Genomic DNA, 13,161 nt, shown 5'->3' with positions numbered 1-13,161 from the left:
CCGGGAGGCCCGCCGGGATTGCCGGGTCCGCCGGGGCCACCCGGTCCGCCCGGTCCGCCCGGATCATTCGGTCCGGCCGGGCGGTGATCCCCGGGCGCCGGGCCGCCGTGGTTACCCGGGGCCGGCGGCGGCGGTCCCGGAGCGGCGAACGCCGAACCGGCGCCCATGCCCAATGCGGCCGCGCCGAGAGCGCCGGCGATGGTTCCCCCCGCGATCAATTGCTTTAATTTCATGGTCCTTCACCTGTCTATAAGTGAGTTCCGAGAACCCCCCAACAACCCACACGCTAAATAGCCCGTCTATGGATCAGCTGTGACGGGCCCATGCGCAACTTTTGGGCGGCGCCCCGTCACCCAGCACGGTGAATTAGGCAAGCCTGCGCTCGCTTTGGCAAGCCTATATTGGCTGGTCGGGAGGCATTTTCCGGTATATCGTGGCGGTCGTGTCGGAAACATCCCATCCGGCCGAACCCCATGTGGGATCGGTCTCCTCGAAGCTCAACTGGCTGCGCGCCGGGGTGCTCGGCGCCAACGACGGCATCGTCTCCACGGCGGGCATCGTCGTGGGTGTCGCGGCGGCGACGGTAGAACGCGCCCCGATCCTGACCGCCGGAATCGCCGGGCTGGCGGCCGGGGCCGTGTCGATGGCCCTGGGTGAATACGTCTCGGTCAGCACCCAGCGCGACACCGAGCAGGCTCTGTTGACCAAGGAACTTCAGGAGTTGCGCGACGACCCGACCGCGGAACTGGACGAGCTCGCCACGCTGTATGAAGGCAAGGGCCTGTCGCCGGCGACCGCGCGCACCGTCGCCGAGGAGCTCACCGACCACAATCCCTTCCTCGCTCACGCCGAGGTCGAGCTGGGTATCGATCCCGACGAGCTCACCAATCCCTGGCAGGCGGCGTTATCCTCGGCGCTGTCGTTCACGGTGGGCGCCTTGTTGCCGTTGATCGTGATCCTGGCGCCCCCGGCGGCGTGGCGGATCCCGGCCACCGTCGTGGCCGTCCTGCTGGCCCTGGTGCTCACCGGGGCCGTGTCGGCGGGACTGGGCGGCGCACCGCAGGGCCGGGCGGTACTGCGCAATGTCATCGGCGGCGGGCTTGCGTTGGCGGTGACCTACGCGATCGGTCATCTGGTCGGCGCCGCGATCGCCTGATCGTCCCGGTGAATGCCGCCGGGAATCGGGACTGGAACGGAAACTGTAATATCTACCGTTGCCGTCCCCACCCGAGAGAGTCGTGCATTGACCGAGACAAAGATCGTGCCGGATGCCGTGGATTCGGCCGCGCAGATGCCCTACTTTCTGCGCGATGAAAGCCGTTTCGTGCCAAACGAAATCGCGCGCGGCGGCTGGGGTCCGTCGATCAGCGGGCACGTGGTGGGCGGCCTGCTGGGCTGGGCGGTCGAACGCGCCGTCGACGACCCGGAACTGCAACCCGCCCGCCTGACCGTCGACCTTCCGGCACCCACCGCCCTGGAACCGATCGAGGTGCACACGCAAGTGCACCACGACCGCCGCCGGTTGCGGCTCGTCGAGGCCGTTCTCACCCAGCGCGGGGCCCCGGTCGCACGGGGCAGCGCGCTGTTCCTGCGGCGCGGACCGCAACCCGAGGGGGACGTGTGGTCGCCGGCGGTCCAGATGCCGCCGCTCCCCATCGACGACGACGCCCAACCGTCGCTTTTCATGCGGACCTACGGCTGGGGCACCGAAATTCAGAATCCCGATCCCGACTGGGCGGATACCTTCGGGCCGAAACACACCTGGTTGTATGAGACGCGCTCGCTGATCGACGGCGAACCGCTCAGCGCGTTCACCCGCGCGGCGATGGGTGCCGACATCACGGCCTCGCTGGCCAATTGGGGCACAAACGGTTTGCAGTTCATCAACGTCGACTACACCCTCACGCTGACCCGGCTGCCGCAAGGGCCATACATCGGTCTGTCCTCGCTCACGCATTACAGCCACGACGGGGTGGCCACCGGTTCGGCCGTTCTGGTCGACCGGACGGGCCCCATCGGCAGCTCCGTGTCCGTCGCGATCGCGCACTCCGGATTCCGTCCCATCTCCAAGCCGCCGGCCGGATGACGGTTGGGGCCGACGCCACCTATTGGGGTCTGATCGCCGAAGCGGCGCGGCGCGGGTCGCCACTGCCGCTGCTCGCCGACGAGCACGGACGCAGCCTGACGGCGCGCCAATTCCACGACGCGGCGTGCACGACGGCCGCCGCGTTCGCCCAACGGGGGATAGGCGCGGAGACCGTCGTGTCGTGGCAGCTGCCAACCACTATCGAGGCCGCCGTCGTCATGGCGGCATTGGCGCGACTCGGCGCCGTCCAAAACCCGATCATTCCGATACTGCGCGAGCACGAGGTGGGCTTCATCACCGCCCAGCTGTCGTCGGAATACCTTGTGGTACCGGATTTTTGGCACGGATTCGATTACGGTGGGCTGGCGCGGAAACTTGCCGCGCAGCGCGGCTTCGAGGTCATCGCCGTCGACCTGGCCACGCCGCCGGCGCGCGGTGAGATTCGGTTGCCCCGCGCCGGCGCCGATGCCCTCGGGCCGCCGCCGGGGCCCACCAGGGACACGCGGTGGATCTACTACTCGTCGGGGACCACCGCGTCTCCCAAGGGGATCCGTCATGCCGACGCGTCGGTGATGGCGCCCGCGGCCGGCTTAGTGGACAAGATGGGAATCGCCGGCAGCGACGTGGATCCCGTCGCTTTTCCCATCGCCCACATCGGTGGCGCGGTGATGCTGGCCGCGGCCCTGCAGACCGGCATGCGGTTGGCGCTGTTCGAGGTGTTCGACCCGGCCACCACGCCGCTGGCGATTGCGGCGCACCGCCCGACGTTCCTGGGCATGGCGACGCCGTTTTTCCTGGCGTTCCTTCAGGCCCAGCGGCGCCACGGGGATGAGCTGCTGTTCCCGTTCGTGCGGGGCGGCCTGGCCGGCGGGGCGCCCATCACCGCGGAACTGGGACATCAGGTCCGCGAAACCTTCGGGGTGCCCGGAATCGCCAACGCGTGGGGACTCACCGAATTTCCGGTGGCCACCTCGCCGTCGCTGACGGCCGCGCCGGAGGTGCTCGACCACACCGTGGGCACGCCGGGACCCGGGGTCAGCGTCCGGGTGGTCGGCAGCAGGGAAAGGGAGCTGCCGGTGGGGCAGGAGGGCGAGCTGAGGCTCAAGGGACCGCAATGCTTCCTCGGCTACGCCGACCCCGCCCTCGACGCCGACGCGTTCGACGCGGACGGCTGGCTGCGCACCGGCGACCTCGGGTTGATCGACGCCGACGGCAACGTCCGCGTCACGGGCCGGATCAAGGATGCGATCATCCGCAATGCCGAAAACGTCTCGGCCCTCGAAGTGGAGAATGCGCTGGCCACCCACCCGGCCGTCGCCGACGTCGCGGTCATCGGGGTGCCCGACCCGCGCACCGGCGAGCGGGTCTGCGCGGTGGTGGTGCCCGTGCCAGGTGCGGATGTCTCGCTGGAATCCCTGGTGCAGCACTGCCGTTCGCAAGGCCTGAGCCGCTACAAGCACCCCGAGCGCGTGGTGATCGTCGATGCGCTGCCGCGCAACCAGTTCGGCAAGGTGATCAAGAAAGAGCTGCGTGAAACTTTCGGCTGAACATCGGCACGCCGCCTCACGAAAAGAGCTGCGGGTTCGCGGCGATGTATTGCTCGACGGTCAAAGCCGGTGTTCCCGTTATCTCTTCCACGTCGTCGGTGGCCCGGTCATAGCGGCCCGCGCGATGCAGTTGTGCCATCGTGGCGAGGTGCTGCTGGAGGTGCGCGGGCAGGCCGAGCGGCTTGAGGACGTCCTCGACCCACACGTCATGCGCCACATCGGTTCCGGTGATGGGCCGGTGCAGTCCGCGGGCATACTGCGCGGCGAGTCCGGCGATGTCGAGGCTTTCCGGTCCGGTCAATTCGTATACGTGGCCGATGCGCTCCGCCGGATCCGCCAGTACGGTTGCGACGACGCGCGCTACATCAGTGGCGGCGATCGGCGACGTCCGGCCACGGCCGAAAGGCAGCGCCAAGACGTTTCGCTCTCGCAACGACGGAGCCGCGAACAGCGTGAAGATCGGGTTGTCAAGGAACGCAGTCGGTCTGACGTGGACGAGCGGGACCCCCGACCAGTTCAGGACGTGCTCGGCGAGGTAGTGCAACCGGTGCTGACGCGATTCGCCGGTGCTGGTCAATGTCATCTGCGAAACCGTCATCTGCGACATGTTCACGAGGACCTCGAGGCGACCCGAATCCAATGCCGCATCGCACACCACCACGGTGGCCTGCAGGTAGTCCGGAGAGACGCTCATGGAGAAGAACATCCGGTCGACTCCGCTCATGGCATCGACGACGTTTCGCGGATCGGTCAGATCGCCGACCACCACCTCGGCGCCGAGGTCGCGCAGCGGGTCGGCCCGCGCATCGTCGCGGTGGACCAGTGCGCGCACGCGTTCGCCGCGCCCGCACAGCTGCTCGATCACCAGCCGGCTCACGCCGCCGGTGCCGCCGCCGGCACCCGTGATCAGGTACAGCGCCCCGCTCATGACTGACCGGCAACGATGAGTTAATCACCCCAGCGATTCATCCGCGGTTCCCGCCTGCGCCCAGTGCAGCGCTATCAAGTTTTCGATTCGGGTGGCACCTTCGAGACAGTGGCTGACGTACCGCCGCGCCTACAACCCCTTGGGCGCGTCGCGGACCGCCCGCACCGCCGCCGCGTCGCCGTCGAACTCGACCCGAGCCTGCCGCCCCACGGAGAACAGCAGCAGCTCCTCGGGCGCACCCGTCACCACGACCGTCGTGCCATGGAACTTGCCGGAGCCGGCGGTCAGCACCGTCTTTCCCTCCGGGATGCGCAGGGCCACCCGCCCGGGGACCTTCGCCAGCGTCAGCCGGGCCATCAGCGACAGCGTGCGGCGCAGGGACCGGCACAGCCCTTGTTCGAGCACCCGCGGCTCCCAGTCCGGCTGCGCGCGGCGTACGTCCTCGTGATGGATGAACATCTCGGCGACGTTGGCCACCGGGTCGAGCAGCTTGAAAGGTGAGTAGACCGGCGGACCGGACGCGACCTTGCCCAGCAGCTCGTCCCAGTCGTTCCTCCCGGCCACCTCGTCCTGCACCTTGGCGGTATGGGAGGCGAAGTACGGGATCAGGATGCCCGGCGTGGCGTCGGGACGGTACTCCCGAATCACCAGATGCGCCGCCAGGTCTCGGGTCGTCCAACCTTCACACAGGGTGGGCGCATCCGGCCCGACGGCGCGCATGGTGTCCACGAGGGCGGCACGTTCGCGTTGAGCAACGGTCATGGGATCAGGGTAGGGGCAGCCCGTGCGCGTGGACCATGCGCATCTCGGTAAATTTGAAACGTCATGTCCGGGGCAGGAATGTAGGGAATGTCATGAGCGCACGTGTCGAGCAGTTGGAGTTTCAGGCCGAGGCCCGCCAGCTGCTGGATCTGATGGTTCACTCGGTCTACTCCAACAAGGATTCGTTTCTGCGGGAGTTGATCTCGAACGCCTCCGACGCACTGGACAAGCTGCGGCTGGAAGCGTTCCGCAACAAGGACCTCGACGTCGATACCTCCGACCTGCACATCGAGATCGACGTCGACAAGGGTGCCCGGACGCTCACCGTGCGCGACAACGGCATCGGGATGACCCGCGACGAGGTGGTGGACCTGATCGGCACGCTGGCCAAGTCGGGCACCGCCGAGCTGCGCCAGCAGCTAAGGGAGGCCAAGAATGCGGCGGCCTCCGAGGAGCTGATCGGCCAGTTCGGCATCGGCTTCTACTCGAGCTTCATGGTCGCCGACAAGGTCGAGCTGCTGACGCGGAAGGCCGGCGAGAGCGAGGCCACCCGGTGGGAGTCCAGCGGCGAGGGCACCTACACCATCGAGTCCGTCGACGACGCCCCGCAGGGAACCGCGGTCACGCTGCACCTCAAGCCCGCGGACGCCGAGGACGAGCTGCACGACTACACCGCGGAGTGGAAGATCAGGCACCTGGTCAAGCGGTACTCCGACTTCATCGCGTGGCCCATCCAGATGGAGGTCGAGCAACGCACGCCTGCCACCGAGGACGGTGGCGAGGAGACCGTCACCGTCGAGACCGAGACGCTCAACTCGATGAAGGCGCTGTGGGCCCGGCCCAAGGACGAGGTCTCCGCCGAGGAGTACAACGAGTTCTACAAGCACATCGCGCACGCCTGGGACGACCCGCTCGAGGTCATCGCGATGAAGGCCGAGGGCACTTTCGAGTACCAGGCCTTGCTGTTCATCCCGTCGCACGCCCCGTTCGACCTGTTCGACCGCGACTCCCACGTCGGGATCCAGTTGTATGTCAAGCGCGTGTTCATCATGGGCGACTGCGACGAGCTGCTGCCGAAATACCTGCGCTTCGTCAAGGGGGTCGTCGACGCACAGGACCTGTCGCTCAACGTGTCTCGCGAAATCCTGCAGCAGGACCGGCAGATCAAGGCGATCCGTCGCCGGCTGACCAAGAAGATCCTGTCCACGATCAAGGAGCTGCAGTCCGAGCGGCCGGACGACTACCGCACGCTGTGGACCCAGTTCGGCAGAGCCATCAAGGAGGGGCTGCTGTCGGACGCCGACAACAAGGACCTGCTGCTGGAAGTCTCCTCGTTCGCCTCCACCCACAGCGAGGAGGAGGCCACCACCCTGGCCGAGTACGTGGAGCGGATGAAGGAAGGGCAGCAGCAGATCTTCTATGCCACCGGCGAGACCCGCCAGCAGCTGACGAAGTCACCGCACCTGGAGGCGTTCATCGCCAAGGGCTACGAGGTGCTGCTGCTCACCGACCCGGTCGACGAAGTGTGGGTGGGAGTTGTCGACGAGTTCGACGGCAAACCGCTGCAGTCGGTGGCCAGGGGTGAGGTGGACCTCGACTCCGAGGAGGGCAAGAGCGAGGCCGAGCGCGAGGAGCAGGAGAAGGAGTTCGCCGACCTGCTGGCCTGGCTGAAGGAGACCTTGAGCGAGCACGTCAAGGAGGTGAGGCTGTCGACGCGCCTGACCGAGTCACCGGCCTGCCTGATCACCGACGCCTTCGGGATCACGCCGACGCTCGCGCGCCTCTACCGCGCCACGGGGCAGGACGTTCCGGTGGGTAAGCGGATCCTCGAACTCAACCCGAATCATCCGCTCGTCACTGGCCTGCGGGACGCCCACAGGAACGCGGCCGATGATGCGGCCCGCACCGTGGCCGCCGAGACCGCCGAGCTGCTCTACGGCACGGCGCTTCTCGCGGAAGGCGGCGCGCTGGAAGATCCGGCACGCTTCGCCGGGTTGCTCGCCGACCGCCTGGCTCGCACAATCTGACTACCTCGCGCGCGGTCATCGAGCGTTTACAAAGGTCACAGCAAACACACACGTGATTGAAACCCCGGTGCGGGGGATAATCACATCTCATGGCCACGTTTCGAATTGTCGGTCCACATGGCGAGGTCGTGGCGGCAAAGAACTTTGACCGCGCGGAGGACGCCCACGTGTGGTTCACCGGCTTGATCGGCAGTTCCGAGCTGGGCTGGCGCATGGAGGTCGACGACGACGGGCAGTGGGCGTTCTTCGACGACACCGAGGGGTTCACCGCCGTGGCGAGCCGCCGCCCGGCGGTTGTCCGGCGCCGTAATCCGCGTTAGCCGACCGCAGCACCAAAAACCCTATAGCACATGAACATTCGCGTCCTCGGAAAAGGCGCGATGAAGCAATTCTCCGCGGGGAATGACGACAGCCGAGTTCTGAACGTCGGATGGCCATCGGGCATACGGCCCCCGCTACCTAAATCGCTTGTGCGACAGGTTATTGCTTGTCGACCTTGGCGGCGATCTGGTTGGCGATCGTGACGGCCAGGCCCGCGGGGTCCGTGCGGCACGCGTCGACATCGATGACCACGTTGTTGCGCACGGTCAAGGCCCGCTGACAGTTCTGGGACAGGGTGGCGCCGTTCCTGGTCGCGCTCACGGCGGCGGTGGTGCTCAAGACGCCGTCGGCGTTGCTGACCGCTCCCGACTTCCACTGGATCTCGGGGGCGTCCCCGTCGCCCGGGATGGTGCCCTGGCGGTTGGCGCACGCGGGCCAGCGCTGCGTGGAGGCGGTGAAGAAGGCGCTCGCCTCCTTGGCGGAGGGGAACAACACCAGCACCTGCGTCACCTCAGGGTCCGGGTCGTTCGAATTGGGCGGGAGGGGCGTGTTGCTGCGTTCCCCGTGAGCGGCGGTGTTCCCGCTGCCGGCGTAGACGGTGGCCTCCCCGGGGTGCTGAATGTAGAGGCACTCGGCCGGAAACTTGTAACCCTGGGGATAGGGCGAGGTGCTGTCGTCCGGCAGCGTGTCGGACTTGTCGGCGACCGTCGTTCCGGTGCCGCCGACCGCGCCGTCGATCTCGGGCGGAGTGAGCATGAGATTGATCAACGCGGCCTGCGCCAGGGGCGCCTTCGACGGGGTCGTGCTGGTCGTCGGCGACGACGCGGTGCCGCCCCCGTTCCCGCTGTCGCAGCCCGCGACCAATAGTCCGATGGCGGCGACGGCGACTGTCAGCTTGCGCATGGTTGGGTGCCCTTCGTGCTTGAGTTGGCTCCTCAAGCAGTTCGCGCACCCTCACGCGTCGGCTCTTCAGAGGTGGTGCGGATGGAGCATACGGCAGCGTCTCCCGACACAGTGTGGTGTGCCCGAAATTGAATTCGACTCGGTGCCACCGATCGTGGCGGTCACCTCACCGGCGTATACCTGCGTGTCAGTGACCCCCGACGGCCTCCACGCGGAATGGGCGGCGCTGCTAGATCTTGCGGGCCGCTTGCTCGAACGGCACGAGACACCTTATGGCGTATGGGAATTCGCCCACGTCGAACCCCGGGCGGCACACTACACCGCATCGGTTCGGGGAAGGTCTGACTGCGGCGCCCCGGCGGCCTGGCTGCGCGCCAGCGCGATCGTCGCCGCGGCCATCACGGCGACCGATAACCCGAGTGCGGTCACGGCGACGCTGCTGGTGCTGAGCGTCTCACCCAGCACTGTGACGCCGAGAACCGATCCCACGACGGGCTCGGCGACGGTGACCGCCGGCAGCGACGCCGTCAGCGGGCCGGCCCGAAACGCCGACTGCTCCCAGGCCGTGGCGGCGATGGCCAGCACCGCCCACACGTACAGCTCCGGGAGGCGCAGCAATGCCGGGATGCCGCGGTCGAGTTGGTCGACCACGCCCTTGGTCAACACCGAGAACAGGCCCCACAGCGAGCCGGACATCAGCCCCAGCAACAGCGCCCCGACCGAAGCGGAGAACACCCGAGAGCCGATCACGCACAGGATCAGCGCCGGGCCCATGATCAGGCCCACGATGGTCCACGTCTCAACAGACCCCCGCGGGTTGCCGGCCTGCGGGTTGCCGACCGTCACCACGACCGCGACGGCGGCGACGAGCAGCATGGCCCAAATCCCTTGCCGGCGAGTGATCCTGCGGTGGTTGGTCCTCGCGCTGATGAGCAGCGCGAACAGTAACGAGGTCACCGACAGCGCCTGCACGAGCACCACCGAACCCAGGCCCAGCGCCGCGGCCTGCAGACCGAACCCGGCGGCGGCCACCAGGCTGCCCGTCCACCATCGCCGGTCGCGCAGCAGCCGACGGAACAAGGCGAAAGTGCCGACCGGCTTGCCGGTGACCTGTTGGGCGGAACGCTGTTCGAGGACGTCCCCGATGCCGATCATCAAAGCGGCCCCGATCGCGAGCAGTGCCGCGATGCCCGTCCTGCCCACGAGGACCTCCTGCGAATCAACCCACCTTGGGACTTGCGACCCTAGACCGTCGGGCGGTATGCGGCGAAAAGTCGGTGTTCATGGCGACCCCGAAGGCTCCTGATGCGGATGCGCTCATGAAGGACGCGACAGCACGGATCGGCGGCTTGGCGGCCGAGGCGCTGGACCTGCTCATCGACGCGGTGGACCAGATCCCACCGGAGAGCTGGGGACAGCCGTCCAACCTCGAGGGTTGGAGCATGCGCGACCTGGTCGGTCACGCTACCGGCAGCGCAGCGAAGATCGTGACGCTCGTCGAAGGCGGAAAGCTGTGGGACGGCCCGTCCCGGCCGGCCGACTGGGTCTGCGACAACCCGGCCGCGCGGCTTCGCGAGCTCGCGGTGCGGCTGAAAGACGCGCTGCCGGGAGCCGACATGCGCGCGATGCGACCATCGCCGGGTGGCGAGGCTCCGCTGCACCGGGCGTTGGCCTTTCCCGTCTCGGACCTCGCCATGCACAGCTGGGACGTGCAGTTCTCACAGGGCCGGCTCATCGAGCTGCCCGAGGACCTGCTGGTGCTGTGCCGCGGGCTTGTGGAGTCGCTGCCGGAGGAGATGCTGCGGCGACCCGGCGGCTTCGGACCGCCGCGACCCGCGCCGGCGGGCTCTACGCCGACCGCCCGGCTGATGGCCTACCTCGGGCGCTCAGTCTCCGCTGGATGACTTCGCCTGTGCACCAGTCGGTTTGAGATGTGATTACTTGACACGCGTCACGCGCTACCCGGCCGGGACTGATGTGGTGGGGTGAAAAAACTCAGCTATTGCGCCTGATTTTGAGGGCGGTGGTGATCATCGGAATCTGCAGCGGCAGCCGGGCCAGCGCGGCGATGCGCATCGGCCAGGGCCTGTCCCACCACAATCGGCACATGTTGATGTTGGCCGGGAACACCCCGACGAACAGCAGGACGGCGGCCAGCGCGGCCAGCCGCCGGGTGCGCCGCGGCACCAGCAGCGCGCCGACGGCTATCTCGGCGACGCCCGATGCGTAGGTGTAGAGCCGCGCGTCGCCCGGCAGCTCGGCGGGAACGATCGTGTCGAACGGTTTGGGCGCCAGGAAGTGGACGGTACCGATGCCCATCAGCATCACCGCAACTCGATATGCCGCGGTCTGAGTCGTGTCACGTCCGATAAGGGGTGTGGTGGTCATTGCGCGAGCGTAGCGGCACCGGTGGATTGCGGGTCGGGACGTGGCGTTACACTTGAGGCGATTCCCGTAAACTTGGCACCCAACACTTCGAGGTAAACATGGCCACACCCGTCATCGTCGGAGCCACCAGGACGGCGATCGGCCGCTCCTTCAAGGGCGCGCTGGTCAACACGCCGCCCGAGACGCTGATCACCACGGTGCTGCCCGAGGTGGTGCGCAGGTCCGGCATCGACCCGTCGGCCATCGACGACATCATCTTCGCCGAATCTCATTACGGCGGGGGAGATTTGGCGCGCTATGCGGCCGCCGCGACCGGCATGGAGGACATCCCGGGCCAGGCGGTGAACCGGCACTGCGCCGGCAGCCTCACCGCCATCGGCAACGCCGCCGCGCAGATCGGCTCCGGGATGGAGCGGGTGCTCATCGCCGGCGGCGTCCAGTCGCTGTCGATGACGCCGTTGATGAATCAGCGGATCCCCGGCCCCGAGCTCAAGTTCGAGGAGCGCTGGCTGCCCCCCACGCACGTCGAAACCCCGGACGCCCCGACCAAGGACATGTCGATCACGGTCGGGTGGAACACCGCGCAGGCCGTCGGCATCACCCGCGAGGAGATGGACGCCTGGGCCGCCCGGTCGCATCAGCGCGCCATCGCGGCCATCGACGCCGGGAAGTTCCTCGACGAGATCGTTCCGCTGAAGATCACCCAGATCGACGGATCGGTGACCGACTTCTCGGTCGACGAGCATCCCCGGCGTGACACCACCATCGAGAAGCTCGCCGCGCTCAAGGTGCTGCACCCCGAGATCGAGGGGTTCTCGATCACCGCGGGCAACAGCAGCGGCACCAACGACGCCGCGGCCGCGGTCGCGCTCGTCGACCGCGACTACGCTCTCGCCGAGAAGTTGAACGTGATGGGCACGGTGAAGGCGTGGGCCGCCGTGGGTGTGGCACCCCGGGACACCGGCCTCGGCGCCGTCAAGGTGATCGCGAAGGTGCTGCAGCGGGCAGGGCTTTCGGTCGACGACGTGGCGCTGTGGGAGATCAACGAAGCGTTCGCCTCCGTGCCGATCGCGGCGTNGGGCCGGCGGGGGCGGCGGCATCGGCGTCGCCGCGATGTGCGCGGGCGGCGGCCAGGGTGGCGCGGTCGTCATCGAGGTCTGAGGCCGCGCGACCGCTCAGTTGCAGAACGTGTAGCCGATGAATTGGGCGTCGCGGTTGTTGGCACCCGAGTAATTGGCGTAATGCACCGCGGGCATCCCGTTGTACTGGGCGTTCATTTTCTGCGCGGTGGGCGGCGGGGTCGCCTTGGGAAAGGCCAAGACCAGGTCGGAGAAGATCTTCAGCCCCGCCTGGCAGATCGCATCGGGCCGTGGCGGCTGCGCATTCCACGCGTGTACGACGACCGGGTCGGTGAGCTGATACCCGGCCGCGCAGTTCGGGTCGCAGATCTTGAAGACGGCGGTACCGGTCCCGTCGGCGCCCTGTGGCCCCCAGGAGGTCCACGACATGTCTTGCAGCGCAACGGCTACGCTTGCGCATCCCAGGACGTTGAGCTTCCTCGGACGCTCGACCGGCGGAACCGACGGGTTGTAGCAGCCCGGAATGGCGAAGTACGTCGGCGGGGGCGGTGGGGTGGTGGGCCGCGGCGACGCGCTTTGGTGGCCGCTGATCAGCTTCACCGCGCCGAAACCGAGCGCACCGAGGAGCACAACGGCCGCGATGACACCGGCCATTCCCAGGTGTCCCCCCGGAAACCGCACCCTGTTCGATGATGAGACGTTGCCCCCGCTCACCTCACCAGGTTATGGCAGAAGTGCGGGGCCCGGGTGGCGACTGGGGCAAGATTTCACGGCACGGTAAAGTTGGTCATCACGACCAACTTATTCAGGTTTTTGCAGATTGTATGGAGAGCGGATGAACGACGATCACGCGCTGGCCGCGCGGCTGGCGACCGAGGCGGGGCGGCTGTTGCTTTCGGTTCGGGAGGAGTTTGCCGACGCCGAGGCCGGGCAGCGGAAAGCGGCGGGGGACAAGCGATCCCACGACTACCTCATGGAGGCGCTGACCGGCGAGCGACCCGACGACGCGGTGCTCTCCGAAGAGGGCGCCGACGACCCGGTGCGGCTGCGTTCGGAGCGGGTATGGATCGTCGATCCACTCGACGGGACGCGGGAGTTCTCCGAACTCGGGCGCGACGAC

At 67.7% G+C, this 13,161-nt stretch carries 13 protein-coding genes and 2 pseudogenes; 8 read left to right on the top strand and 7 right to left on the bottom strand.

The window, feature by feature from the left end; translation table 11 throughout:
• Positions 1–233 (bottom strand): annotated as a pseudogene (locus BN4348_RS60835) (chitin-binding protein); the annotation flags it as partial.
• 209 nt (positions 234–442) lie between these two features.
• Between BN4348_RS60835 and BN4348_RS44410 the strand changes: the two are divergent.
• From BN4348_RS44410 to BN4348_RS44400, 3 genes are all read left to right on the top strand, one after another.
• Positions 443–1,156, top strand: a complete 714-nt coding sequence (locus tag BN4348_RS44410) for a VIT1/CCC1 transporter family protein (RefSeq protein WP_066913806.1) — start codon at positions 443–445, stop codon at positions 1,154–1,156.
• A 135-nt stretch (positions 1,157–1,291) separates the two neighbouring features.
• A complete protein-coding gene (locus BN4348_RS44405; protein WP_066913804.1) occupies positions 1,292–2,086 on the top strand; it encodes a thioesterase family protein in 795 nt (264 codons plus the stop codon).
• Positions 2,083–3,633: a class I adenylate-forming enzyme family protein gene (locus BN4348_RS44400; protein ID WP_066913800.1), complete on the top strand. Its 1,551-nt coding sequence runs from the start codon at positions 2,083–2,085 to the stop codon at positions 3,631–3,633. The genes BN4348_RS44405 and BN4348_RS44400 overlap by 4 nt, the downstream gene beginning before the upstream one ends.
• A 16-nt stretch (positions 3,634–3,649) precedes the next feature.
• On the opposite strand, the gene BN4348_RS44395 is transcribed toward BN4348_RS44400, so the two are convergent.
• Together BN4348_RS44395 and BN4348_RS44390 are read right to left on the bottom strand one after the other, a co-directional pair.
• Positions 3,650–4,561 carry an NAD(P)H-binding protein gene (locus BN4348_RS44395; RefSeq protein ID WP_066913798.1) on the bottom strand — a complete coding sequence of 304 codons (912 nt, stop codon included), beginning with the start codon at positions 4,559–4,561 and terminating at the stop codon, positions 3,650–3,652.
• 129 nt (positions 4,562–4,690) lie between these two features.
• The gene (locus BN4348_RS44390) at positions 4,691–5,323 is read right to left on the bottom strand and encodes a TIGR03085 family metal-binding protein (protein WP_066913796.1); all 633 of its coding nucleotides are present in this window, start codon (positions 5,321–5,323) and stop codon (positions 4,691–4,693) included.
• Positions 5,324–5,415: 92 nt separating this feature from the next.
• On the opposite strand from BN4348_RS44390, the gene htpG reads away from it, so the two are divergent.
• Together htpG and BN4348_RS44380 are read left to right on the top strand one after the other, a co-directional pair.
• On the top strand, positions 5,416–7,350 hold the full coding sequence (gene htpG, locus BN4348_RS44385) for a molecular chaperone HtpG (protein ID WP_066913794.1): 1,935 nt from the start codon (positions 5,416–5,418) through the stop codon (positions 7,348–7,350).
• Positions 7,351–7,439: 89 nt separating this feature from the next.
• A complete protein-coding gene (locus BN4348_RS44380; protein ID WP_066913792.1) occupies positions 7,440–7,670 on the top strand; it encodes a hypothetical protein in 231 nt (76 codons plus the stop codon).
• A gap of 160 nt (positions 7,671–7,830) precedes the next feature.
• Here the strand turns inward: BN4348_RS44380 and BN4348_RS44375 are convergent, their stop codons facing one another.
• Positions 7,831–8,574, bottom strand: a complete 744-nt coding sequence (locus BN4348_RS44375; protein ID WP_066913790.1) for a sensor domain-containing protein — start codon at positions 8,572–8,574, stop codon at positions 7,831–7,833.
• A gap of 315 nt (positions 8,575–8,889) precedes the next feature.
• Entirely contained in the window at positions 8,890–9,777 is an 888-nt protein-coding gene (locus tag BN4348_RS44370; protein ID WP_066913788.1) for a DMT family transporter, read from the bottom strand.
• 116 nt (positions 9,778–9,893) lie between these two features.
• Here BN4348_RS44370 and BN4348_RS44365 point away from each other — a divergent pair, with 116 nt between their 5' ends.
• Positions 9,894–10,478, top strand: coding sequence for a TIGR03086 family metal-binding protein (locus tag BN4348_RS44365; RefSeq protein WP_084454230.1), 585 nt, complete (start codon positions 9,894–9,896; stop codon positions 10,476–10,478).
• Between the two features lie 91 nt (positions 10,479–10,569).
• Here the strand turns inward: BN4348_RS44365 and BN4348_RS44360 are convergent, their stop codons facing one another.
• Positions 10,570–10,962, bottom strand: coding sequence for a DoxX family protein (locus BN4348_RS44360; protein WP_066913786.1), 393 nt, complete (start codon positions 10,960–10,962; stop codon positions 10,570–10,572).
• A 98-nt stretch (positions 10,963–11,060) separates the two neighbouring features.
• On the opposite strand from BN4348_RS44360, the pseudogene BN4348_RS44355 reads away from it, so the two are divergent.
• Positions 11,061–12,123, top strand: a pseudogene (locus tag BN4348_RS44355) (thiolase family protein).
• A 14-nt stretch (positions 12,124–12,137) separates the two neighbouring features.
• Here BN4348_RS44355 and BN4348_RS44350 read toward each other — a convergent pair.
• Positions 12,138–12,695, bottom strand: coding sequence for a hypothetical protein (locus tag BN4348_RS44350; RefSeq protein ID WP_066913784.1), 558 nt, complete (start codon positions 12,693–12,695; stop codon positions 12,138–12,140).
• A 181-nt stretch (positions 12,696–12,876) separates the two neighbouring features.
• Between BN4348_RS44350 and BN4348_RS44345 the strand changes: the two genes are divergently transcribed.
• On the top strand, positions 12,877–13,161 hold a 285-nt coding region (locus BN4348_RS44345; protein WP_328589014.1), incomplete at its 3' end, for an inositol monophosphatase family protein.

The sequence above is a fragment of the Mycobacterium interjectum genome (assembly GCF_900078675.2).
In the GTDB taxonomy this organism is placed as follows: domain Bacteria; phylum Actinomycetota; class Actinomycetes; order Mycobacteriales; family Mycobacteriaceae; genus Mycobacterium; species Mycobacterium interjectum.
The sequence above is the reverse complement of the archived record's forward strand: the minus strand, read 5'-3'. Positions and strand labels throughout refer to the sequence as shown.

Coding starts and splice junctions, on each gene's coding strand:
- htpG (WP_066913794.1), top strand. CDS start 5,416: ATGAGCGCACGTGTCGAGCAGTTGGAGTTTCAGGCCGAGGCCCGCCAG.
- BN4348_RS44390 (WP_066913796.1), bottom strand. CDS start 5,323: ATGACCGTTGCTCAACGCGAACGTGCCGCCCTCGTGGACACCATGCGC.
- BN4348_RS44400 (WP_066913800.1), top strand. CDS start 2,083: ATGACGGTTGGGGCCGACGCCACCTATTGGGGTCTGATCGCCGAAGCG.
- BN4348_RS44365 (WP_084454230.1), top strand. CDS start 9,894: ATGAAGGACGCGACAGCACGGATCGGCGGCTTGGCGGCCGAGGCGCTG.
- BN4348_RS44375 (WP_066913790.1), bottom strand. CDS start 8,574: ATGCGCAAGCTGACAGTCGCCGTCGCCGCCATCGGACTATTGGTCGCG.
- BN4348_RS44380 (WP_066913792.1), top strand. CDS start 7,440: ATGGCCACGTTTCGAATTGTCGGTCCACATGGCGAGGTCGTGGCGGCA.
- BN4348_RS44360 (WP_066913786.1), bottom strand. CDS start 10,962: ATGACCACCACACCCCTTATCGGACGTGACACGACTCAGACCGCGGCA.
- BN4348_RS44395 (WP_066913798.1), bottom strand. CDS start 4,561: ATGAGCGGGGCGCTGTACCTGATCACGGGTGCCGGCGGCGGCACCGGC.
- BN4348_RS44350 (WP_066913784.1), bottom strand. CDS start 12,695: ATGGCCGGTGTCATCGCGGCCGTTGTGCTCCTCGGTGCGCTCGGTTTC.
- BN4348_RS44405 (WP_066913804.1), top strand. CDS start 1,292: ATGCCCTACTTTCTGCGCGATGAAAGCCGTTTCGTGCCAAACGAAATC.